Source organism: Acinetobacter sp. AB03 (assembly GCF_058107045.1).
On record NZ_JBUEBA010000002.1, the window covers coordinates 1,960,952 to 1,985,934 of the forward strand.

The 24,983-nt window shown below is 40.7% G+C and carries 20 protein-coding genes; 8 read left to right on the top strand and 12 right to left on the bottom strand.

Annotation, left to right across the window (positions count from 1 at the left end; all coding sequences use genetic code 11):
• Positions 1-954: 954 nt before the first annotated feature.
• On the bottom strand, positions 955-2,487 hold the full coding sequence (locus ACY3FQ_RS10015; RefSeq protein WP_125273101.1) for a pyridoxal phosphate-dependent decarboxylase family protein: 1,533 nt from the start codon (positions 2,485-2,487) through the stop codon (positions 955-957).
• Between the two features lie 2 nt (positions 2,488-2,489).
• Positions 2,490-3,863: a diaminobutyrate--2-oxoglutarate transaminase gene (locus ACY3FQ_RS10020; RefSeq protein WP_004693606.1), complete on the bottom strand. Its 1,374-nt coding sequence runs from the start codon at positions 3,861-3,863 to the stop codon at positions 2,490-2,492.
• Between the two features lie 472 nt (positions 3,864-4,335).
• Between ACY3FQ_RS10020 and ACY3FQ_RS10025 the strand changes: the two genes are divergently transcribed.
• From ACY3FQ_RS10025 to ACY3FQ_RS10035, 3 genes are all read left to right on the top strand, one after another.
• Positions 4,336-5,037: an SIMPL domain-containing protein gene (locus tag ACY3FQ_RS10025; protein ID WP_126036127.1), complete on the top strand. Its 702-nt coding sequence runs from the start codon at positions 4,336-4,338 to the stop codon at positions 5,035-5,037.
• A 195-nt stretch (positions 5,038-5,232) separates the two neighbouring features.
• Positions 5,233-7,440, top strand: coding sequence for a TonB-dependent receptor family protein (locus tag ACY3FQ_RS10030; protein WP_126036125.1), 2,208 nt, complete (start codon positions 5,233-5,235; stop codon positions 7,438-7,440).
• Positions 7,441-7,568: 128 nt separating this feature from the next.
• Positions 7,569-8,165, top strand: coding sequence for a phosphatase PAP2 family protein (locus ACY3FQ_RS10035; protein WP_126036124.1), 597 nt, complete (start codon positions 7,569-7,571; stop codon positions 8,163-8,165).
• A gap of 59 nt (positions 8,166-8,224) precedes the next feature.
• Here ACY3FQ_RS10035 and proB read toward each other — a convergent pair whose 3' ends face one another.
• From proB to ACY3FQ_RS10050, 3 genes are all read right to left on the bottom strand, one after another.
• Positions 8,225-9,358 (bottom strand): glutamate 5-kinase, encoded by a 1,134-nt coding sequence (gene proB / locus ACY3FQ_RS10040; protein ID WP_489773994.1) that lies wholly within the window; start codon positions 9,356-9,358, stop codon positions 8,225-8,227.
• A 26-nt stretch (positions 9,359-9,384) separates the two neighbouring features.
• The gene (gene cgtA / locus ACY3FQ_RS10045; RefSeq protein WP_004980365.1) at positions 9,385-10,599 is read right to left on the bottom strand and encodes an Obg family GTPase CgtA; all 1,215 of its coding nucleotides are present in this window, start codon (positions 10,597-10,599) and stop codon (positions 9,385-9,387) included.
• Between the two features lie 402 nt (positions 10,600-11,001).
• On the bottom strand, positions 11,002-11,382 hold the full coding sequence (locus ACY3FQ_RS10050; RefSeq protein ID WP_125280480.1) for a winged helix-turn-helix transcriptional regulator: 381 nt from the start codon (positions 11,380-11,382) through the stop codon (positions 11,002-11,004).
• Between the two features lie 112 nt (positions 11,383-11,494).
• On the opposite strand from ACY3FQ_RS10050, the gene ACY3FQ_RS10055 reads away from it, so the two are divergent.
• Positions 11,495-12,346 (top strand): SDR family oxidoreductase, encoded by an 852-nt coding sequence (locus ACY3FQ_RS10055; RefSeq protein WP_236769998.1) that lies wholly within the window; start codon positions 11,495-11,497, stop codon positions 12,344-12,346.
• A gap of 52 nt (positions 12,347-12,398) precedes the next feature.
• Here ACY3FQ_RS10055 and ACY3FQ_RS10060 read toward each other — a convergent pair whose 3' ends face one another.
• The 6 genes from ACY3FQ_RS10060 to uvrB all read right to left on the bottom strand — a co-directional run bounded on the left by ACY3FQ_RS10060 (position 12,399) and on the right by uvrB (position 19,671).
• A complete protein-coding gene (locus ACY3FQ_RS10060; RefSeq protein ID WP_236769997.1) occupies positions 12,399-13,079 on the bottom strand; it encodes a hypothetical protein in 681 nt (226 codons plus the stop codon).
• An 8-nt stretch (positions 13,080-13,087) separates the two neighbouring features.
• Entirely contained in the window at positions 13,088-13,804 is a 717-nt protein-coding gene (locus tag ACY3FQ_RS10065; protein WP_489773995.1) for an MFS transporter, read from the bottom strand.
• Between the two features lie 287 nt (positions 13,805-14,091).
• Positions 14,092-15,549 carry a glyceraldehyde-3-phosphate dehydrogenase gene (locus ACY3FQ_RS10070; protein WP_126036116.1) on the bottom strand — a complete coding sequence of 486 codons (1,458 nt, stop codon included), beginning with the start codon at positions 15,547-15,549 and terminating at the stop codon, positions 14,092-14,094.
• Positions 15,550-15,871: 322 nt separating this feature from the next.
• Positions 15,872-16,807 (bottom strand): EamA family transporter RarD, encoded by a 936-nt coding sequence (gene rarD, locus ACY3FQ_RS10075; protein WP_126036114.1) that lies wholly within the window; start codon positions 16,805-16,807, stop codon positions 15,872-15,874.
• Positions 16,808-16,961: 154 nt separating this feature from the next.
• Positions 16,962-17,546: a lipocalin family protein gene (locus tag ACY3FQ_RS10080; RefSeq protein WP_126036112.1), complete on the bottom strand. Its 585-nt coding sequence runs from the start codon at positions 17,544-17,546 to the stop codon at positions 16,962-16,964.
• A 103-nt stretch (positions 17,547-17,649) separates the two neighbouring features.
• The gene (gene uvrB, locus ACY3FQ_RS10085) at positions 17,650-19,671 is read right to left on the bottom strand and encodes an excinuclease ABC subunit UvrB (protein WP_348959982.1); all 2,022 of its coding nucleotides are present in this window, start codon (positions 19,669-19,671) and stop codon (positions 17,650-17,652) included.
• A gap of 175 nt (positions 19,672-19,846) precedes the next feature.
• On the opposite strand from uvrB, the gene ACY3FQ_RS10090 reads away from it, so the two are divergent.
• The 3 genes from ACY3FQ_RS10090 to ACY3FQ_RS10100 all read left to right on the top strand — a co-directional run bounded on the left by ACY3FQ_RS10090 (position 19,847) and on the right by ACY3FQ_RS10100 (position 23,287).
• Complete coding sequence (locus tag ACY3FQ_RS10090; protein WP_078389013.1) at positions 19,847-20,638, top strand: A1S_2505 family phage non-structural protein; 792 nt, start codon at positions 19,847-19,849, stop codon at positions 20,636-20,638.
• Positions 20,639-21,158: 520 nt separating this feature from the next.
• A complete protein-coding gene (locus ACY3FQ_RS10095) occupies positions 21,159-21,614 on the top strand; it encodes a hypothetical protein (protein WP_489773997.1) in 456 nt (151 codons plus the stop codon).
• A 206-nt stretch (positions 21,615-21,820) separates the two neighbouring features.
• Entirely contained in the window at positions 21,821-23,287 is a 1,467-nt protein-coding gene (locus ACY3FQ_RS10100; protein ID WP_489773998.1) for a GGDEF domain-containing protein, read from the top strand.
• 43 nt (positions 23,288-23,330) lie between these two features.
• On the opposite strand, the gene ACY3FQ_RS10105 is transcribed toward ACY3FQ_RS10100, so the two are convergent.
• Positions 23,331-23,510: a hypothetical protein gene (locus tag ACY3FQ_RS10105; protein ID WP_004693646.1), complete on the bottom strand. Its 180-nt coding sequence runs from the start codon at positions 23,508-23,510 to the stop codon at positions 23,331-23,333.
• Between the two features lie 217 nt (positions 23,511-23,727).
• Between ACY3FQ_RS10105 and ACY3FQ_RS10110 the strand changes: the two genes are divergently transcribed.
• Positions 23,728-24,954 carry a pyridoxal phosphate-dependent aminotransferase gene (locus ACY3FQ_RS10110; RefSeq protein ID WP_489774000.1) on the top strand — a complete coding sequence of 409 codons (1,227 nt, stop codon included), beginning with the start codon at positions 23,728-23,730 and terminating at the stop codon, positions 24,952-24,954.
• Positions 24,955-24,983: the final 29 nt, after the last annotated feature.

Below are 24,983 nucleotides of genomic sequence, written 5' to 3' on the forward strand. Positions count from 1 at the left end.
TTTTATTTGTCCATGATTCGTTACACTTTGTTCAATTTCACCCACTCTAAACACGTAAAGAATTTTTCTTATTTCGATATACCGAGAGTGCATAATTCATTTTACATCAACATCTTTTACGCTTTTATAAAAAATAAAACACATTTAGAATCAATGCATAAAACAAAAAAACTTCATCGGTTTTTTATTTCTTAAACATTTAATAGTACTTATAATCTATAAAAATTTGCGTATACCCATATGCATAATCCACATGAACTTTCGCCATTTGTAAGAACTTCATAGCCCATAAATGACAAATGAGTAGTGTCATATTTAGAAAATTGAGCATCATTTAGGGCTTAATTTTTACCTTTTATCTCCCATTTATTTCTTAGAAAATAGCATACTCATCTTGAATACGAGAGCAAATCTATGACTTTTTAGACTCAGGTACCTTTCTTATTTTTAGAAATATTTGTCCGAATAATGGGTATTTCTGACGAAACAGCTTTATCTTTTTTCTAAAAGATAGCTCAAAGAAGGAGATTTTGGGCTTCTCCTCCCCTTACTGCCGCCTTAACCATTCATTTTTCGTAAGAAGCGTGACAAGTCATATGAGTGCGACATTTCCCATGACAGCTAGCAAAACACGTTTATTTACCCCAAATTGCCGTGATTATGACAAGAATTTTCCTGTCGTGCAGGTCATACCTTTAACTTGAAAATTCGTGAAGAAAATCATTTGCTTGTTGAAAATCAAAAGCCCGAATATTTAGCTTTAGTCTTAACTATTGAAGTTCATTTTCCTGAAAATCATAATTCAAGCAGATATCGAAAACGACTCCATAGAAAAATAAATCATCTCCAACATAATTAAAATTAGAAACTTAGCCAGTGATGTTATGTTCTTTAATATTTAGAACACATAAAAAAGGAGCTGATATCAGCTCCTTTTTTAACACAAACAATCGATTAAGCAATTGCAGGTGTATAGGTTCCATCTGCGATTGAACCTTTGATACGATCCGCTTCTGCAAGGACAAGACCAAGCAGGTTCTTCACGTTATCTAAAGTCGCAACTGGACTTAAAGTCGTCATTTTCAAAGATTGATTTTGACCTACTTTAGTTACGCCAATATTCGCTTCACCACGTGCAAACAATTCATCTGCAACGTTTTGGTTTAAGGTATCAAGCAATTCTACTGGATAGCCTTCTGGAACCACACGGAACAATACAGATGCAAATTGTGGATCAACCAACATCTCTAAACCAGCAGTTGCATTGATATAATCAGCAACGTCACGAGTTAAAGTAACGCCGTGGTCAATCATAGAACCATACAGTTCTTCACCAAGCGCTTCAACAGTCATCCAAAGCTTCAACGCATCGAAACGACGTGTTGTTTGAAGTGACTTAGACACGAGGTTAGGCACGCCATGCTCTTCGTCATAAGCAGAGTTTAAATACTCAGCTTCATAGTGCATGAAACGATAGTTCGCTTCGTCTTTTAACAAGAACGCACCACAAGAGATGGTTTGGAAGTAATGCTTATGGAAATCCAGCGTAATTGAGTCAGAAAGCTCAATACCATCCAACATATCACGATGATTGTTCGATAGGATTAAAGCACCACCCCATGCCGCATCGATGTGCATCCACGCGCCATATTTGTTGGTGATTTCACGAATTTGCTTCAGTGGATCAATTGCACCTGCATCGGTCGTACCCGCAGTTGCAACCACACACGCCACGATTTTACCTTCAGCTTGAAGGTGAGCCATGGTTTTTTCAAGTGCATCCACATCCATCTGCGCGTTCTCGTTCACAGGAACGGTCACGACTGATTGGAAGCCCATGCCCATCATCGCCATGTTCTTTTGCACAGAGAAGTGTGCATTTTCAGAACAAATGACTTTGACGTTGCGCATCGCATCGCCTGGCACGCCATCACGCTGTACAGACCACGGATTACCGTTTTCGTCTTTCCAGTTTTTCGCAATACATGCATCACGTGCAAGCAGTACACCCATCAAGTTTGACTGTGTACCACCAGAAGTGAACACACCAGCTTGACCTGCACCATAACCCACTTTTTGACGAAGCCAATCAATCAACTGAACTTCCATCAATGAACCTGCAGGACTTTGGTCCCACGAATCCATCGATTGATTCGTTGCATTAATCAGCACTTCAGCAATTTGACTAGTCACCATAGTTGGGCAGTGCAAATGCGCGAGCGAGTGCGGGTGATGGACTTTTAAGCTTTTGTTTAAGAAAAGCTCAACCATACGTTCAAGTGACTTTTGTACACCCAAACCTTCTTTAGAAGGATTAAATGCAATCGCACTGCGGAGCTCTTTAATGCTACCGCCTGTGTACATTTTGTCGTTTTGCAACCATGCTGCAACTGCTTTAGTCGCTTGATCCATTGCTGACGAGTAGTCAGCAATAGATGCAGCATCATTGCAGAGTAACGCCTTACGGTGTTCTGCAAAATCAACCATGATTACGCGCCTCGAGTTGCAACAAGTGCTTCAGCAATTGCTTTCTTGAAGCGAGAAACCGCTTCAACACATTCATCATGAGTGATGATAAGTGGGCAAAGTAAACGAATGACTGTACCATTACGGCCACCTTTTTCTAACAACAATTTGTTGTTAAAGCATGCCGCTTGAATCGCTGCTGCCAATTGACCATCTGCAGGTAAAGACCCCATATGATCCGCTGGTTTACGTTCATCCACAATTTCAACACCAATCATCAAACCACGACCACGCACGTTACCGATACATGGGAACTCTTGGGCAAGCTTTTTAAATTCAGCTTGTAAGAAATCACCACGTTCTTGTGCATTTTGCGCAAGGTTTTGTTCTTTGATGGTTTTGATCGTTGCAAGACCAGTACCCATTGCCAATTGGTTACCACGGAAAGTACCCGTGTGACCTGCTGGCTGCCAAGCATCAAACTTACGTTTAATACCTAATACAGCAAGCGGTAAGCTACCACCAACGGCTTTAGACATCACCACTACGTCAGGTTCAATACCCGCATGTTCAAATGCGAACATTTTTCCTGAACGTGCAAAGCCTGCTTGAACTTCGTCAAGAATCAACACAATGTTGTGTTTTTCAGTCACTTCGCGGATTTTTTTCAACCATTTGGTTGGCGCTGTTACCACACCGCCTTCACCTTGAATTGCTTCAAGAATGACAGCAGCTGGCTTGGTTACACCACTTTCAACATCTTCAATGAAGTTTTCAAAGAAATATGTCAAAGCATCCACACCCGCTTCACCACCTAAACCAAGTGGGCAACGGTATTCATGCGGATACGGCATAAATTGAACGCCTGGCATTAAACCATTTACAGCATTTTTCGCAGACAGGTTACCTGTCATTGCAAGAGCGCCGTGCGTCATACCATGGTAACCACCAGAGAAACTAATCACTGTGCTACGACCGGTATACGTCTTCGCTAATTTAATTGCTGCTTCCGTGCCATCTGCACCAGATGGACCACAGAACTGTAGACAATACTCTTCCTTACCGCCTGGTAATTGTTCAAGTAATGCTTCAGTAAATGCATCTTTTAAAGGTGTCGTTAAATCCAAAGTATGTAAAGGAAGACCACTTGCAAGTGTATCTTGAATACTTTGAATTACCGCAGGATGATTATGGCCCAAAGCCAATGTTCCTGCCCCAGCTAAACAATCGAGGTACTCTGTACCTTCAACATCAGTAACCCAGCAGCCTAATGCTTTGGCTATCGCTAACGGTAATTTCCGTGGATAGCTACGAACATTGGATTCCATCTGACTTTGGCGAGTCAAATAGTATTCGTTAGTAGTATTAGTGGCAGGGTTTACAGAAGAAACGCTCATATCGAATTACCATCTCTGATATGGGTTGAAAGAAATAAGTCGGGTGACTTTTGGTCCTTTGACTCGGCGCTTTATAAATCTAGTCAGATAGCGTTTGGATACTTCATAACTAGGAGGCGGATGATACAGAAATTTTCAATAAAATAAACAGCTTTTGGACATTATCTGCCAGAAATTTACTAAAAAAATATATCATGCCAAACCATAGCTTAAATTATCCTCTTATAGTGTGACAACGTAAAGAAAAGCCGATGAATTTATTTATTTTTCAACTTCGCCACAAAATTTCAAAATACTCACCTTGGTCAAAAAATAAGTTTTTGAAATAAATCACTTTATCTAGGTTTTTATGAAAAATATTTTGTACCTTTTTTTACAATCGAACCACAATATTTTCGCAAATTCACCACAAATTGGCTTTAAGCTTTTTACAAATGTTGCAAAACTCCTCCTAAATAAAAAAGGAATAAAAATGCGTCAATTCTTTATCCCAGCAATCGCGCTTAGTGCTTTATTTAGCTCAGCAGTTTTTGCTCAGTCTGAGAACCAATTAAACTACAATATTGTCAATGTTCAGGCCGAGGCAACACGCCAAGTATCTAATGATTTAATGAATGCAACGCTTTACATTGAACGGAGTAACAAACAACCTGCCGAACTCGCTACACAAATTACGCAGCTGATGAATCAAGCCGCAGCTTTAGCACGTAAATATCCAAGCGTAAAAGTCGAAACCGGTTCTCAAACCACCTACCCAATTTACAACGATGACAACCAAAAGCTAAAAGAATGGCGTGGTCGTGCTGAAATTAATTTAGAAAGTACCGATTTTAAAGCAGCGAGCCAATTGATTGGTGAGCTACAGCAAAACTTCCAAACACAGTCAATCGGCTTTAGTGTGTCCGACACACAACGTAAGAAAGTGGAAAATGAGCTGATTGTAGAAGCATCGAAAAACTTTCAACAGCGTGCGCAATCATTAGCACAAGCATGGAGTAAGTCAGGTTATAACTTGGTTAACTTAAACATTAATACCAGCAACTACTACCCTCGCCCAGTCATGATGCGTGCAGAAAGTGCAAAATTTGCAGCAGCTGATGCACCAATGCAAGATGTAGCTGGCGGCGAATCTAAAATCACTGTGAATGCAAATGGTACTGTTCAACTTAAATAACAGATTTCATTAAAATTCATCATCTAAAAAGCCACGGTAAACGTGGCTTTTTTATTGTGTGTCCATCAAGAAAACTTTAATTCGCCTATTAATTTTAGTGTTTTAATTGCAATAAGTGATAATGGTTATTATTTGATTTCAACAAAGTTCAGCATATGATAGCCGCGCTATTTATTATGGATTGCGCACAAAAGAATGATTTCATCACGTCTTCATCTGCAGGATCGCAGATTATTCAAAGCCAAACAACTCAGCATTGCGATTGGGCTTTCTATGAGCTGCTTGACCTATGCACAAGCAGAAGAACTCACTGAAGCAACGAGCAACAATGTGCTTCCGACCATCAAACTTGAAGCACAAGGCAACTGGTTAGAAGATGCCAATGCAGAAAAAGTGCAAAAGCATGCAGGCGCTCGTACGATTATTACTCGCAATCGCTTAGATGAAGTTGCTGCGACTTCAATTAAAGATGCCCTGAAGCAAGTGCCTGGTGTTCAAGTCCAAGAAAATAATGGTACTGGTGGCAGTGATGTTTCACTCAATATTGGGGTCCGTGGTTTAGCCTCTCGTTTATCTCCTCGCTCTACAGTACTGCTTGATGGTGTCCCGCTATCATTTGCGCCTTATGGACAGCCTCAGCTTTCTCTAGCACCAGTATCATTAGGCAATATTGAATCTGTGGATGTGGTTCGTGGTGCAGGCTCTGTACGTTTTGGACCGCAGAACGTTGGCGGTATCATTAACTTTGCAACTCGCGCGATTCCTCAAGAGTTTGCAGGTAATGTCAGCCTAACGACCGAATATGCTTCGGGTACAGATCAAATCAAATACAGCCCGAACTTATTTGTAGGCGGAACCTTAGATAATGGTATAGGCCTTGCTTTACTGTATTCTGGCACAAAAGGTGATGGCTACCGTGAAGCCAATAATAAAACTGACATTGATGATGTCATGTTAAAAACGGCCTATCAAATTACAGATGCTGATGCGATTGCCTTAAACCTACATCACTACGAAGGTCGTGGTGAAATACCAGAAGGTCTAACTGCCGAGCAATATGCACAAAACCCTTATCAGTCAAATAAGTCACGTAATTATTTCTCTGGCCGCCGCTCAGATGTGTCATTCCGCTATACACATCAAGATGAAAAAAATAACTTTGAGTTGCTGACCTATTATATTGACTCATTTCGCACGAGCGACTTAGAGACAGATGTTAGTGCAACCACTTCACGTTTGGACATCTCTCCACGCGACTACAAAGTTTTTGCCATTGAACCGCGCTGGTCTCATGCATACCAATTAGGCAACTCAAATAGCGAATTTACTATCGGCTACCGTTATTTAAATGAAGATAGTTCTGAGTTCTCAGGTCGCTCATCGACATATGCATTGAATACACCTGTGACCGAAATTAAAGCACGTACCACGAGTGAAGGTGGCACTAAAGCACATGCGATTTATGCAGATAACCGCTTCGATTTAGGTAACTGGGTCATCACACCGGGACTACGTTTTGAATCAATTGAAACTCATAACAATTTTACTGCCTATAACCAAGGCGTAGCAGTTAATACCGTTTCACCCAAAATTGATTCAGATGAGTTTTTACCCAGCCTATCGGTTATGTATAAAGCGACAGACAATTGGAACATTTTTGCCAATGCGGGCGTTTCATTCGGCCCACAGCAATACAACCAATTGGCACGTTTAGAAGGTGGTATTGCACAAAGTACAACTGATGGCTTGCATCCTGAAAAGTCCAATAACTATGAAATTGGTACAAAGTATCTAGGCAATGGTCTAAATGCTGAGTTGACCGTATTCTATTTGGACTTTGAAAAAGAGCTGTACTTAGAAACCAATACCCTTCAACAAAATAAATATTGGACAGATCTCGGGGCGACTAGCCACAAGGGTGTTGAATTAGGTCTTGCTTATGATTTCGGTTACTTGGCAGATGTATTGCAAGGCTTAAAAGTATATAGCAACTATACCTTTACTAAAGCTGTGGCTGAATCAGGTCATTTTAAAGACAAAGACCTCCCATTCTATTCCCGTCATACCGCCAATATCGGTTTAGGTTATAAGATAGATCAATGGAGCGTTAATGCCGATATGTTTGCTCAATCTAAGCAACATTCACCAGGAAACCAAGAATCAGGGATTTATCAAACTGTAGAATCGGCAGATGGTATATTTGGTGATATTCCAGGCTATGCAACGTTTTCCGTGCGTACAGCCTATGACTTTGGTGAGCAATTCCATGGTTTAAAAATTGGTGGCGGCATCAAAAACGTGTTTGATAAACAATATTTCACTCGTTCTACCGATACAGCAACTGCTGGTAAATATGTAGGGCAACCACGTACCTTCTACCTTCAAACGTCATTTGACTTTTAAAACTGAAAGCCAATTAGTTCAACTACATTGAACTGTTAAAAAAGACTACATTTTTGTGGTCTTTTTTATTTCAACAATATGACAAAATTATGACTCTCTTCCGTCCTTGATAAACACAATCCACTTTCATGACTCTTTCAGAACTTAATTTATCTCTTTTTTCATGGATTAATGCTTCTCCTGAAGCCAGTAATACCAGTATTCATTTTGCCATTTTTATCGCCAATGACCTGCTCTATTGTATGATTTTACTGTTTGCTTGGTTTTGGCTACGTGGTAACTATGACACTAAAAAACAGATATTGAAGGCGTTTATTTTTACCAGTATCGCCATTTTGATCAGCCAATGTATTTCTCATGTGTATTATCACCCACGGCCTTTTGTCATGGAGGTCGGACGCACTCTCATTTACCATGCACCCAATGGCTCTTTTCCAAGTGACCATATGCTGATTTTTAGCAGTATCGCCTTTTCTTATCTATTCTCTGCGCAGCGTAAACTGGGAATTTTTCTCTTGGTCATGGCTTGGCTGGTTGCATGGTCACGTGTCTATCTTGGTGTACATTTTCCTTTAGATATGCTCGGCGCTTTTCTATTGGCTTTTGCCTTAAACTTCTTTGGATTAAAGCTTTGGAATCTCTATAAAGAGAAAATCATGCAATGGGCACTCACCCTTCACTTTTACTTATTTAAGCCCCTCATTCAAAAAGGCTATATCAAATAACTTTTGCTTTAAAACAAAAAATCCCGCTCGAAAGCGGGATTTTTTTTAATGCATTTAAATCAGTAGATCGCCATGTGGTTGCGATGAATCATCTCAAGTGAACGTGCTTCACCTAGAACTTGGTGAACTTTATCTGACGCCAAGCCCTTTACCAGCTCCGCAGAGCGCGAACTAAAGTTGACACGCCCGACCGCAACACGGCCACCTTGGATATCAACACATTCAACCACGTCACCGCGTTCAAAATGCCCTTCCACAGCTTTCACGCCAACTGGAAGTAAACTACGATGATTATCTTTTATGGCTTTAACAGCACCATCATCCAACACCAAACGACCTGCAGTTTGTAAGTGAGCTGCTAACCACTGTTGATGAGCAGTAATGCGGCCATTGTCAGTAATAAACAATGTCCCAAGCATTTCACCATCCATCAAACGTTCAAGCACATTGTCACTTTCACCACTGGCAATCAGCGTTGGACAGCCAGACTTTGCAGCTAAGCGTGCAGCACGGACTTTGGTCAACATACCACCACGACCAAACTTACCGCCACCGCCAGCCATATCAAATAAACTCTCATCTAGAGCACGCACAGTATGGAACAGTTTTGCATCTGGATTTGAACGTGGGTCTGAGTCGAACATCCCCTGCTGGTCTGTCAAAATAATTAACAAATCTGCATGGACTTGACCTGCAACCATCGCGGCCAGCGTGTCATTGTCACCAAAGCGAATTTCATCGGTCGAAACCGTGTCATTCTCGTTGATTACAGGAATGACATGCCATTCAATCAAGTTCTGTAACGCGTCACATGAGTTCAAATAACGACGACGGTCTGCCAAGTCATCATGGGTTAATAACACTTGCGCAGTCTGAATGTGGTGTTTTTCAAGCACACTTGACCACGTATGAATAAGGCCCATCTGACCAATGGCAGCACACGCCTGAAGACTGGGTAGATCGGTGGGTCGGCTGTCTAGCTTCATACGAACCATACCTTCAGCCACAGCTCCTGACGACACCAGAATAATCTCATGTCCTGCATTGTGTAGATCTGCAATTTGTTTCGCCCAATGCGAAATTGCATCTATATCTAAACCTTGCCCATTTGCTGTGAGTAAAGATGATCCGATTTTAACAACGATTCGTTTACAAGCTTCGAGCTTACGTTGCCCATCTACCACTTCTATCATCTTGTCCTCAGTTACTCATTACGAGCTTAACGTACGTAAAACACTTCCATTTCGCCGTCATCTTCATCATCGTCTTCATCATCATCAGCCAACAGGCCAGCAAGACGTTGTTGGCGACGCATTTCACGATATGCTTCTTTAGCGGCAATCGTTTGTTCGCGTGTTTCAGCTTCAAGCTGCTCACGGAATGCTTTCACTTCTGCTGCATAATCAGGATCTTCAAGCTCACGTTCACGTTGTTGCTCAATTTGATCCATCAGGTAATACACAACTGGTTTTGTCCCTTCAGACATCAAACCTGAAGTTTTAAATACAGGGCCATCCCACTGCATTTCATCTAAGATATGCTGACACCATTCATCACGCGTATCGTCTGCAAGTTGATCAACTTTGTTTAACACTAGAACGATAGGTAACTTTGAAAGTGTCGGAGAGAATTTTTCTAATTCACCCAAGATTGCTTTTGCATTGTATGCAGGATCTGAACCATCAATCGGCTGAACATCCACAATGTGAAGCAAAATACGCGTACGCGCCAAGTGCTTTAAGAAACGAATACCAAGACCTGCCCCCTCAGAAGCCCCTTCAATCAAGCCTGGAATGTCCGCCATAACAAATGAACGGTGACTGTCTGCATCGACTACACCAAGGTTTGGAACCATCGTAGTAAACGGGTAGTCTGCAACCTTAGGTTTTGCTGCTGATACGGCACGAATAAACGTCGATTTACCTGCATTTGGCATACCTAGTAAGCCAACATCGGCCAGTACTTTTAGCTCTAAACGAATTTCACGGAATTCACCTTTAAAACCATGGGTACACTTACGTGGCGAACGGTTCGTCGATGATTTAAAGTGAGTATTACCCAAACCACCATCACCACCCGCTGCGACAAGCACACGCTGACCACTTTCAACCAAGTCGCCAATAATGTCACCTGAGTCAGTATCAACAATGGTTGTACCTACAGGAACCTTTAATACGGTGTCTTCACCACCACGGCCTGCGCAGTTCGCGCCACGACCATTTTTAGCTCGTTCCGCACGGAAACGGCGAGTATAACGGAAGTCTACAAGGGTACTGGTATTATCATCAGCTTCGATAAATACGCTACCACCACGACCACCATCACCACCGTCTGGACCACCAAAAGGTACGAATTTTTCACGGCGAAAACTGGCTACGCCATTGCCACCGTCGCCAGCCTCTACGGTAATGACTGCTTCATCAACAAAGCGCATGCTGCCAATCCTCTAAATACTTTAAAACCGCATATTCTGCCATATTTTACAAAATTTCTCGAATAGAATTATTCAGCGAAACATGAAATTTAGTCACAAAAATACCAAAATCTAACTTTTCGACACTTTTCACCTGATTTTATTCATTTTTTAATTTAAATGTGCTGACCATTTAGTCGTTAGATCGCTCTTCGAATCATTTTATTCAATCCTACTCAACTTTTATTTTCAAGAAGGACTTTCACATCAAAATAGCGCGCCAAAAGGGGAGATTGTTTAATAACAAGGCCTTTTCACAGCCTGAAATTGAATCAGCTCTAATCCACTTCCGCACGCCTTAGGAATTCACTCTTAAAATGCAATTAAGGATTATCACAACCAATCCACAATACGTGTCATCTTTTATTTTAAAGCTGCCACCCGTTCTTTACCTTCTAGAATTTCAGGCAAACTTTTTTCAATCCACCCAATCAAATACATGGTTTTCTCAGCAGCTTGTGAACCCAAGATCGTCAATTGATATTCCACTTTGGGCGGCACCACAGGATAGACCGTCCGTAGAATAAAGCCATCATGTTCAAGAGTTTTGAGCGTCTGAGAAAGCATTTTCTCACTCACTCCTTCTATACGCTGCTTGAGCTCACTAAAACGATGTACGCCATCACTTAAACAGCGCAACACCAGTACCGACCATTTACTCGTAAGATGCTCCAAAATTTCACGAGACGGACACTCCGTGGATAAAACTTGACCTAACAATTTGCTTGTCGCATAGGTGTGCATCATTTCTCTCCATTTGGTTTATTACTTACTTTTTGGTACGTACTTACATTTAGTAAGTTAACAGATTAAGATGCAACCATCAAGTATAGAAAACAACCAATATAGGTGAATTATGAAAATTGCAATCACAGGCGCAACAGGACAACTTGGTAACCTCGTTATAGAGCAACTTTTGCAGCTGACCGCTGCCCAGAATATTGTTGCGCTGGTTCGTAAAATTGATAAAGCTGAACATTTCAAAGTCCAAGGTATTGAGCCGCGTGAGTTTGATTATGACCGCCCTGAAACATTAGTTCCTGCTCTATTAGGAATAGATAAGTTATTACTCATTTCAGCCAATGAAATTGGTCGCCGTACACCTCAACACCAAGCAGTGATTGATGCTGCTAAAGTAGCAGGCGTACCTTATCTTGCTTATACCAGCTTACTTCGTGCAGATACGTCCCCACTCGGCTTAGCCCAAGAACACCGTGAAACCGAAAAACTAATTCAAGACAGTGGAATCACTTATACCTTCTTAAGAAATAACTGGTATAGCGAAAACTACCTTGCAGGTGTTGCTCATACTATTGAAATTGGGACGCTTTTTGGCGCAGCTCAAGATGGTCGAATTAGCTCAGCATCACGTATAGATTATGCTGAAGCTGCAGCCAAAGTCTTAACTTCAACAGGTTATGAGAATAAGACCTATGAGCTAGCAGGTTCTGAAAGTTTTAGCCTCTCAGACCTTGCAACTTTCATTGGCCAAGCTGTAAATAAAGACATTATTTATCAGAACCTAAGTGCGGAAGAATACACGCAAGGCTTAACTCAAGCAGGCTTACCTGCTGGCTTAGTTGATGTAATCGTTGATGCAGACATTCAAACTATACAAGGTGCGATGTATAGTGACAGTAAAGACCTAGAACAATTGATTGGACATAAGACCACCAGTATTCAAGATGCAATCAAAGCCGCACTTTAAGCCAATCATTTAATCTTCACATTCAAACACCACCAGTGATTGGTGGTGTTTTTTATGGATGAATGTTCTTCACAGGTAGTGTCATATTCATCTCCAAGTTCGCAGTCGTACTCCGTTCCGTGTTATACATGGTCGCATTGAAGCTTGCTATTTTTCGCATAGTCATTGGGTCATTCAAATTTAACTGTGGTGCAAACTGATGTAACACATGCAGACGCACTGGCTCATCAAACTCAAAATAGACCAAGCCATTAAACATAATTTTGATTGGGATCTGATAGTCTTGCTTTAAATGAAATGGTACAGCCAGCTTAATCGGAATATCTAAAGCGAGTGGGAACTTAGGCAATAGTTTATTTTGATAAATTAGATCTGTAGTTGTCTCCAACGGCATGTTTTGATCAATGAGTACCTCAGTTTGATAATCAACAGATACTGAAACGGGTACTTCTACTTCAAACTCTAAATTTGCCAAATATTTCCCAGTCAAAGGCAGATTGATTTTCTGATCGATTTTCAGTTGCGTATCTAAAGTCCCAACGGATTGGGTTTCTAAATAATTACCCACTTGGATTTTTGTCGGCAAGGAGTCTGATAGTTGAATTTGGGCTTCACTCGCAGACACTTGCATACTGGCTTGAATATTCAGGTACAACCAAAACAGCGCACCCACTAAAATTACAACGCACACAAAACTCAGTACAAGCCGCTTCGCAGACTGGAATATCCACATACTCCCCCCTATGGCTTCACGTGTTCTTGAGGTAGAGGTTTTTCACGCAGTAATTGCAAGCTATTAAGTGGAATTTTCAACTCCCCCTGCTTGATTTCAATTGGTAATGTATTTTGCACATCCACCGAAGCGTTCAACGCCGTTTTAATGGGAACGTTTAAATGTCCCTGTATTGGAATATTGGTTTTAATCACTGTATTGACTGGAATATGTAGGTTTTCTTTCAGTACAGTTTTCACAGGTGCATCAAACTTGAGGTGTACCTGCTGTTCAAGCGGCACATCGATATGAATCGGCACATCCAGCTGAATAGGAATATTACCTTTTAAAGGTAAAGTCACATCTCGCCCCATGACTTTCACCTGTACCTTAGTATCTACAGGCATATTCTGATTAATTTTCAAGGTTTCACGCACTGGAATGGTGGTTTTAATCGGAACCTGATTATCAAAATATACCCGTGGAGTCAGCGTTTGGGTCAGTGGAATATTCAGGTTTTCGCGAATTGGAATTTCTGCATTGACGCGCCCTGTGACATCAACATCTAAGGCATCATGAATTTTAACCTCAACTTGTAAAGGTTCTTGCAGATCAATACTGACTTTTTGATTTTCTAATGGAATATAAATATTAAAGTGTTTAAACGTCCAAATAGCGATAAGCACACCGCATACAGATGCCAACACAATGAATGCCAATCCACTTAGCACATGCTTCACTTGCAAATTCAGATTCCTTTTGTTTTATTTTCTTTTATCTGACAAATATCATCCTTTTGTCAGCTTAGAGAGTCTAAGGGGACGGTATACCAACCAGACTCTTTAGTTTTTATCGTCCTATTTTACACAGTATTCTAATTATTCTAAGTAAATTACTAGGGATTAAACATTGGCAACTCTTAGCACTCAAGCCAGTACTTATGTCACCCCAATGCACCAGATCAGCCTCATCCCACAACAACAGCGCAAAAAAAAGAGCCTCAATTGAGGCTCTTTTTAGTCGCTATTACAAATTATGCATTTGTTTCAGCAGGAATTTTTGGATAGCTTACGCCACCCATTTGCTCTGCAATACGTAAAACTTGGCAGCTATAACCAACTTCGTTATCGTACCAAACATATGCAGTTAAACGGTTGCCCGAAGTGATTGTTGCTTGCGCATCAAATACACCTGCTGTACGCGAACCGATAAAATCAGATGATACAACTTCAGTCGAGTTGGTATAACCGATCTGACCTTGAAGGCTAGAGCTGATTGAGATTTTACGAATGTATTCGTTCACTTCATCACGATCAACTTCTTTATCTAAAGTTAAGTTCAAAATCGCAAGTGAAACGTTTGGTGTTGGAACACGTACAGAGTTACCTGTCAATTTACCTTGAAGTGCAGGAAGTGCTTTAGCAACTGCTTTAGCCGCACCAGTTTCAGTAATTACCATGTTTAACGTTGCAGCACGACCACGACGGTCTGCTTTATGGTAGTTGTCAATTAAGTTCTGGTCGTTTGTAAACGAGTGAACTGTTTCAACATGACCATTCAACACTGTGTATTTGTCATGCAATACTTTAAGTGTTGGTGTAATCGCATTCGTTGTACAGCTTGCAGCAGAGATAATGGTATCTTCATCAAGAATGTCTGCTTGGTTCACACCAAACACCACGTTCTTCATGTCGCCTTTACCTGGTGCAGTCAAGATCACACGTGCAGCGCCTGGGCACTTAAGGTGTTGAGCAAGACCTTCTGCATCACGCCATTTACCTGTGTTGTCAATCACCAACGCATTGGTAATACCATAATCGGTATAATCAACTTCCGTAGGATTAGACGCATAAATAACTTTGATGAATTGACCGTTTGCAATGATTGCTTCGTTTTCTTCATCAACAGAAATCGTACCAGAGAATGGACCATGGATTGAGTCACGGCGTAATAAAGACGCACGTTTTTCCAAATCACCATCAGATGACTTACGAACCACAATCGCTTTTAGGTTCAAACCACGGCCAAGACCAGACTGACCAATCATTAAACGTGCAAGAATACGACCGATACGACCAAAACCGTAAAGGACAACGTCACGACCTTCTACTGAAGTCGCACGACCTTCTACAGATTTAACAGCTGCTGCAACAAATGCGTCAACATCGCCACCTTGCTCTTTAAACGCAACGGCTAATTTGCCTAGATCAATTTCAGCAGTACCGATATTTTCAATTTTAGCCAACGCTTCAAGAATTGGGAACGTGTGTACAACTGAAAGCTCAACGTCCATCATACGAGTGAAACGGTGCGCTTTTAAAATTTGGATAACTGAACGGTTAACTAAAGAACGTCCAAACACTGAAACCACAATATTTTTTTCACGGTAAAGCTGACCGATCAAAGCGATCATTTGTTCCGCGATTTCTTCACGGTTTTTCCAGCGACCTTGGTGTTCTGCGTGTAGGGCGATGATAGTCTCTTTGCTCACAGATACGTCCTCTAATTAATTTAATCTAAGCGTAAATTTTAAAACCCAACAATTGTAAAGGATTTAGCGCCAAGTTTGAATCGAAAGCTGTAAATGCATGATGTTTTTTGTCGTATATTCATTATTAATTTAAGAAATGATTGCATTTAGTCTTATGATTTTGCAGTATAAAAATTAAAAAATTATTTTTTAGATAAAAAATAAACAGTTACGCAAATGATGTTTTATCAAACAGTCAACTATTCTAAAAGGGCAAGAAACAAATCAGGAACTTGCTTATCGCCCAAATTCTAGAGCAATGACAGCTCCGAACATCATCAAATTAGTCTGAATGTTGCTTTTTTTCAAAATGCTCAATATTTCGTTCGAGCTGTTTTTTATTTTGTTGCTGTTTATATAAATGCAACACACCTTCAATAATAAGCAATAAGACTGCGAACCAAATTGGAATATAGGTAAACCACTCACCTGGCTCTATACGCTCTCCCATGGCAACTGATGCTCCTGCTAATAAAACAGGCTCCAAATAACTCAGCAAACCAAAGATCACAAAAGGTAAATAACGACTCGCGAGTATATAACTTCCGAGTCCCATTGCACTTAAGAAACCCAGTCCGATGACCGCCAAAATCAGATGTGGAAACTCTTGTATCAAAGCCAAACTATCGCTATGCACAAAGCCCAAATAAAACGCGACAGGTAAAATTAAAAACAGATCCCACCAGAAGCCCCCCAAATGATCCGTTTTACAAACACGGCGCAGGAAGAAATACAAAGGATAAGCCAAAGCAATATAAACCGTTTCCCATGCCATGCTACCAATACGCCAAATTTCATGTCCTACCCCAAGCAAAGCAAAGGCTACCGCGGCCATTTGCCAGCGGGATAGTTTTTCCTTGTAAAGGATGCAACCAACCAACACCATGACCAAAGGCAGTAAAAAATAGCCGAGTGATACTTGTAGACCACGACCATTCATGGGCCCCCATAAGAATAGCCACAACTGCGTGGTACATAAAACAGAACTAAACAATAACCAAGCAATCATCCAAGGTTGTTTAAACATACGCTTAAACAACTCCGAAATGAGTTTTAAATCGCCACTCCACCACATGAATGCGGTTAAAAAGGGTAAGGTCGAAAGCATACGCCAAGCAAAAGTTTGCTCACTATCTAAGGGCTTTAAAAAAAAGGTATAAAAATACAAAACTCCAAAAGTGACGGATGCTAAAACCGATAGTGCAACACCTTTATACATCCTTCACTCCACATTGATTTACACGATTTTTTGATAGGCGGCAATTATAAAGCGTTCGACTGTGTAAAGCTTTATTATTCAAGTTTTAAAATACGTATATGAAACTAAAAAAGCCATGCTTCAGCATGGCATGGCTTTCAAGGCTTAATAGATTTTACTTTTGCAATTGCTTGGTATGAATCAGGTCATTCAAATCATAACCCACTGACTTTGCATATTCTAAGTATTCATTAATGACTTTTTGGTCTGGTTGAGGCGAGCGGGAAAGCACCCACATATATTTACGGCGTGGCTCACCCACTAAAACCGTTTCATAGTCATCATCAATTTTTAAAATCCAATAATCCCCGCGTGCCACAGGTAACCAACGCACCACCTCAGGTAAAAAACTCACTTTCAACTTACTATTAAAAGGTGGGTTTTGTACAAATGCTTCACCTATGGACTGCATCAGCTTACCATCTTGAGCATAACAGCGGTTATCTACTGTCACATTGCCATTTTCATTCAAGGTATAAGTAGCCGAGACATTACTTCCGCATTTATTTTGGAAGTACATGGGCTTACGTGCAATTTCGTACCAAACACCCAAATAACGGTCTAATTCAACCTTATCCACCACGGCTAAGGGTTTGCTCTGGGCGTAAGCCATGGTTGCCATGCCTAACCCGACTAAAACAGCACCACCTACAGCAATTTTGGCAAGTGTAAAACCCGCCTTTGGAAGATTTGCAGACATAAACTGTACCTTTAATATTTCAGAATTTATGATCTAAAAATAAACATCTCTTTAAAAAATAATGCTTTCTGCCCAAATTACTGTAGCGTTATGTAAATGTAACTTAGGTTAGAAGTTGTGCCTTTAAGCGTAAAATTTCATCTCGCAGACGTGCAGCTTGCTCAAACTGTAGCTCTTTAGAAGCTTTTAACATTTCTTTTTCCAACTTGCTTAAATGCTTGGCAAGAAGTTTCGGATCGGACAGCAAGTGCTGCTCATCTGCACTGAGCGTTTGGTGTTGATCTGCGATACCACTTTCAACTTGATCATCTGTCAGCACTTCGCCTGTATCAATATCCTTTTTATTTTGTCTGATGGTGCTACGCGGAATAATGCCATGCAGCTCATTAAAGGCCATTTGTTTTTCACGACGACGAGCTGTTTCATCGATGGCTTTTTGCATCGAATCAGTAATCCGATCACCATATAAAATCGCTTTGCCTTTTACATTACGTGCTGCACGACCAATGGTTTGAATCAAAGAACGCTCAGAACGCAAGAAACCCTCTTTGTCCGCATCCAAGATCGCCACCAAAGACACTTCAGGCATGTCCAAGCCTTCACGTAGTAAGTTGATCCCAACGAGAACATCGTAGACACCTGAACGTAAGTCATGAATAATTTTCACCCGCTCAACAGTGTCAATATCTGAGTGCAGATAAGCAACTTTGACTCCATACTCTTTTAAGTACGAACTTAAATCTTCTGCCATACGTTTGGTTAAGGTGGTTACCAAAACACGCTCGTCTAGATCTTTACGGATATTGATCTCAGACAAGACATCATCAACTTGAGTCAATACTGGACGCACTTCAATTTCGGGGTCAATCAGACCTGTAGGACGAACCACCTGCTCGGCCACTTGTTCGGCTTTTTCAAGCTCGTATTTGGCTGGGGTTGCACTGACATAAATTGTAGCTGGGGTAATCCGTTCCCACTCTTCAAACTGCATTGGACGGTTATCTAGAGCACTAGGGAGACGGAAACCATAATTCACCAAGTTTTCTTTACGCGAACGGTCACCTTTATACATCGCGCCAATTTGCGGCACAGTCACGTGTGACTCATCAATAATCAGTAAGGCATCGTCAGGAACATAATCAAATAAGGTCGGCGGCGCTTCACCCGCAGGACGACCTGACAAATGACGTGAATAGTTTTCAATACCGTTGGTGTAGCCCAACTGCTGCATCATTTCTAAATCATAACGGGTACGTTGCTCAATTCGCTGAGCTTCAAGCAATTTGTCATGTGCACGAAAGAAACCTAAACGCTCTTTTAACTCTTCACGAATCGTGCCGATGGCGCGCTCTAAATTATCTTTCGGTGTTACATAGTGACTTTTTGGGTAAATTGTCACGCGCGGAACTTTACGGACAAGTTTGCCTGTCAGTGGATCGAACCAACGAATCGAATCGACTTCATCATCAAACAACTCGATTCGAATCGCATGCTGATCCGATTCGGCAGGGAAAATATCGATAATTTCACCACGGATACGATAGGTACCACGTAAAAACTCAAGCTCATTACGGCTATATTGCATTTCCACCAAACGACGAATGATGTCATCACGTGCGATACGATCGCCCTGTACAATATGTAGCAACATGCTCATATAAGCATTAGGGTCACCCAAACCATAAATAGCAGAAACTGAAGCAACAATAATTGCATCGCGACGTTCTAAGAGCGAACGTGTTGCAGATAAACGCATTTGGTCAATGTGGTCATTGATCGCAGAATCTTTTTCAATAAATGTGTCTGAAGATGGCACATAGGCTTCAGGTTGGTAATAGTCATAATAGCTGACAAAATATTCGACGGCATTGTTCGGAAAGAAAGATTTGAATTCACCATAAAGCTGTGCGGCTAAGGTTTTATTATGTGCCATAACAATGGTCGGACGTTGCGTCCGCGCAATCACGTTGGCCATGGTATAGGTTTTACCTGAACCCGTAACCCCAAGTAACAACTGGTCGTGATAGCCCTTTTCTATTCCAGCAACAAGTTTTTCGATGGCTTGCGGCTGATCACCTGCGGGTTGATAATTGGTGACTAAATCAAAAGGTTGTTTCTCACTCACAGACATATCCCAAGATTTGCTTCTTCAACCGCCTATTTTAACATATTCAATCCCGAGCAATTCTTGCTTTTAGATTTTTAATGTAATTTACTGAAAATATTACAAAGATTTTTCACTTGACCCCCCCGTATTTCAAGGGCAACATGAAGTGAAGAAGAGCGAAAAATCAGAGCCTATGACTTACCAATATCATGATGAAAGCATCGTCAAAAACCTAGATGAACATACCGTATTTGTGTTTGGTAGTAACATGGCAGGTCAACATGCGGATGGCGCTGCCCGAACTGCACTTGAGCACTTTGGTGCAATAAAAGGCGTCGGACGTGGATGGTCAGGGCAAAGTTATGCCATTCCCACTATGAACGAACACTTACAACAAATGCCGCTCTCGCAAATTCAACACTATATTGATGACTTTAAAATCTATACCAAAAATCATCCTAAAATGACTTACTTTCTAACCTCTATAGGCTGTGGTATTGCAGGTTATAAAGTTGAAGAAATTGCTCCTATGTTTAAAGGCATTTCTCATAATGTTATTTTCCCTTCATCATTTCGCCCATTTGTGGAAAGAACACTGCCACGTCTAAGTAAAAAGTTTTTGCACACCATTTTTAACGATGCTGTGATTTTCAGTACCCAAAATGATGACATGCTGATTCAGCATTTGGCCTTAACCGATAATGAAAAAAGTTTAGCCAAAATTATCCTCAACACGCGTATGTATCCAACCGACAGTAATGGTCGCGATCGTGTGTTTGAAATTGAAGATATTTTACATGCGCTGTCAGGGAAAATATTTGATTTTGAGACCAACGCGGAGGGGCGCATGCTTTTTGGTGGTGCCATTCTAGCGCTGTTGGAACTTTATAATATCAATGAACAAGACTTCATTGAAGTTTGGCAAGGCACACGAGAAATCGCACCACCGAAGCCTGAACATCGTGCGCGAAAAGCCTCACGTTAAATCCAGTCTTCTCAAAAAAGCCAATCCATCAGATTGGCTTTTTTCGTTAAAAATAATAGAGTTATTAGAATCTTCCCTATCCCCAATCGCCAACTACTACAAAAATAAAGGTGACGATATTGTTCCTGCTTTTCTCTTTTTAACTTTTAAAGGTTCACTTACACTCTGAATCATAATCATACTTTTCAAAAATTTAAAAAAATCATGAGAACAAATAGACAGCTTAAAGCCTTAAAATCCAGAAGAAACAAGCATGCCGTTTTTAGCATAGTGGTTGCCGTTGTCATGCTGATTGCATTTTATCAACTGCCTCAGTTTCAAGATTTTAATTTTATAAATCTATCCCCTGTATATTTTATCTTTGTTATTTGCTTATCCTTCCTCAAAAAGACAAAGAACGAACAACCAAAAAAGAACAACCTCCTCTTAAATATTTTATTCATGACGGCACCCTTCTTCATCATTAATGTTTTTGCACTTTCCAGTCTCAGCAAATTTACTGACTATTCGGCTGTACGTATTGCAAATACATATACCTAACCCACAACACATCGAGGGCCAAATTCGGTTAAATAGCTACACTGTGGGCTCTGGGCGTAATAAATCACACTATGAAGATGTTGTGTTAAATGAGCCTTCTCAGCAGCAACCACTAAGATTGGTCTGTAATTTTATGGATCGCTTTAAAAGCTGCCCACTCTTAGAAAACTTTCAACAACAAATAGTCAGTATCCGTTATTACACAGACAACCGTCAGTTTATCTACCCAGAAGTTTTAGTGTTATCGGTCGCAGCAGACAACACAACCATCAGCAGCCAAGACTTCATGCAGATATACCAACAACAACGAAAGAATTTTTTGATTTATTTATTCTTCATGGTATTGATTCCAAACCTGTTGGTGATCAATTTATTTTGGCGCGACCATCAATATCAACAATCACAAATTTTTCGCTATCGACCTCAAAGCATTTAGCGCTTATCAATATCAGCATATACGCTCTTTAAACTCCAAAACCATTGGAGCTTATGCACTTTCTATGAGCAATCAATATGCATTTTTTGACTAAATCCCCCCATAAACTCACATAAATTTTAAAAATAACTTTTTTATCACATTATTTTAAAAAGTTTTTTTAGCGCTTATACTGCTTTAAATTCCAACATAAAAACGAGATATAAATGCAATTATTGGACTCTCCTATTTTTGAATTATCTCCCATTGCCATGTGGTTAGAAGACTTTAGCGAAGTACAAAAACAATTCGATCTTTGGCGGAGTGAAGGTATTGAAGATATTGCGTCTTTTCTGTTGGAAGACAAATCAGGTATTTTAAGTTGTGCGCATAAAATTAAAGTCCTGCATGTCAACCCGCAAACCTTAAAACAATTTGAAGCCCAAAGTTTTGAAGACTTAACCGCAAACCTTGCGCAAATTTTTAAAGCAGATATGTCAAGCACTCATTTAAATGAGCTGGTCGCACTTTGGAATGGTGAAATTTTATTTGAAAATACTGCTGTAAATTATACACTTACAGTTAATCGCCTTGACATTCGCCTGCGAGGGACAGTGCTCCCTGGTCATGAACACGATCTTTCATTGGTTTTGATCACCACGGAAGACATTACACCTTATGCCAATGCACAACGTTTAGAAGAAAAAAGTCGTTTAATTGCTGAGGCACGTTTTCAATACTCGCCCACTTCACTTTGGGTTGAGGACTTTAGCCGAGTCAAAGCACGTTTAGATCATTTACGTCGTTTGGGGATCAGTGACTTTAAAACTTTCCTTGATGTCCACAATGACTTTATTAATGAATGTCTCAGAGACATCATGGTTACCGATGTCAACCAAGCCACACTCGATTTGTTTGCTGCACGTGACAAAGACCATTTACTTAAAAATTTGCATAAAGTCTTTCAAAACGAAACCCAAAAGACCTTTCGACATCAACTGCTCGAACTGTGGGATGGCAATATTCAACATAACTGCGAAGCGGTCAACTACGCGCTCGATGGCAGTATTCGCCATGTACTGTTACATTTTGCCGTGTTTCCAGGCTTCGAAGACGATTGGGGTATGGTTCAACTGGCGCTCACCGATATTACCGCACGTAAAAAAGCCAAAAATTATCTTGAGTACTTGGGCAAACATGATGTCTTAACCAAACTTTATAACCGCTCTTTCTACAGCACTGAAATCAACCGACTTGAGCGCAACAACCTACGCCCTGTGTCTTGTATTTTCCTAGATATGAATGGCTTAAAAGCTATCAATGACAACCTTGGTCATGATCAAGGCGATAGCTTATTACGCCGTATGGGGAATACCCTGAATCAGTTAATTGAAAATACGCAATACTCTGCTTCAAGGATCGGTGGTGATGAATTTGTGGTGCTATTACCTGCCGCCGATGAAGCCGCATTGAACCATTGTATTGAAAGTTTGCATGAGCTTTTAATGGTAGATAACCAATTTAATAATCATCAACCTATTAGTGTGTCGATTGGCACTGCCACCAGCCAGCCAAATGAACGGGTTGAAGATATGCTTAAACGTGCCGACACTGCGATGTATGAGCACAAAAAAACCTACTATGCAGAAAATGATCGACGGGTTACCAATTACAACCCAGCGAATGATCAATAAAAAAGCGCCCTAAACAGGGCGCTTTTTTTATCTCAATGGCGAATCAACGTTTACCCATTGAACGACGGGTGCCACGTGGTGGCATCCAAGTACGATCTGCATACTGTTCAGGTTTTGGACGAACCTGATTATGTGCAACATCGTCAGCACTTTGTTCTGCATTTGGCATTGGGAATGGGAGATTCACCAAAGGTTTTTTTGAAGTAGGCTGTTGCTTACTCATGACCATCACTCTCATCAAATTGCGCTTATTTTAAAGTTTTTTTCATAAAGATGCGAGAAACTTCCTAATTCTGTACATTTTTGAAATCATTAATTCAAAATTGAATTTTTTTTATGTTTTTTGCAGAAAATCTGTGTTTTTAAACGCCTTGCTTGAGTTTTTTAAGCTAAGATAGTGTGCTTTTTATTTTTTAAACCCTATAAGAAGGAATACTGCCGTGGACGTACGTCTCTCTGATCGTGTGAATGCCATCAAACCGTCCCCAACTCTTGCTGTTACCAACAAAGCTGCTGAATTAAAAGCGGCTGGCAAGAACGTTATTGGCTTGGGCGCAGGTGAACCTGACTTCGACACCCCACAACACATCAAAGATGCAGCAATTGCAGCGATTAACAACGGTTTCACAAAGTACACCGCTGTAGATGGTACGCCTGGCCTTAAAAAAGCGATTATTGCAAAATTCAAGCGTGACAATAACCTTGATTATGCTGCAAACCAAATTTTGGTTTCTTGTGGCGGCAAGCAGTCATTCTTTAACTTAGCATTAGCTTTGTTAAACAAAGGTGATGAAGTAATCATCCCTGCACCATTTTGGGTAAGCTACCCAGATATGGTGATTATCGCTGAAGGTGTTCCTGTTATTGTAAAATGTGGTGAAGAACAACGTTTCAAAATCACACCTGCTCAACTTGAAGCTGCGATCACAGACAAAACTCGTTTAGTGGTTTTAAACAGCCCATCAAACCCAACAGGTATGATCTACACTAAAGCTGAATTAGAAGCTTTGGCTGATGTTCTTCGTAAATACCCAGAAGTTTATATCGCTTCTGACGATATGTACGAACCAATCCGTTGGGATGACGAATTCTACAATATCGCAACAGTTGCACCAGACCTTTATGACCGCACAATCGTGTTAAACGGTGTGTCTAAAGCGTATGCAATGACTGGCTGGCGTATTGGCTATGCAGCGGGCCCTGCTAAGCTTATTGGCGCAATGAAAAAAATCCAATCGCAATCAACTTCAAACCCAACTTCTATTTCACAAGTTGCTGCTGAAGCTGCGTTGAATGGCCCTCAAGACGTTCTTGAGCCAATGATTGAAGCATTCAAACGCCGTCATGACTTAGTTGTTAGCGGTTTGAACGACATCAACGGTATTTCTTGCTTACCTGCTGATGGTGCATTCTATGCATATGCAAACATCCGTCCATTAATTCGTGCGAAAGGCTTAAAATCTTGCACAGAATTCTCTGAATGGTTATTGGAAGAAACTGGCGTAGCTGTAGTTCCTGGTGATGCATTCGGCTTGGGCGGTTTCATGCGTATTTCTTATGCAACTGCTGACGAAGTACTTGCAGATGCGCTTGCACGTATCAAGAAAGCGGCTGATTCAATCGAAGGCGTAGATGCTGCGATTGCTTCAATTGCTGCTGAAAAATAATTTAACCCTTTAAAGTTAGATTAGAGAAA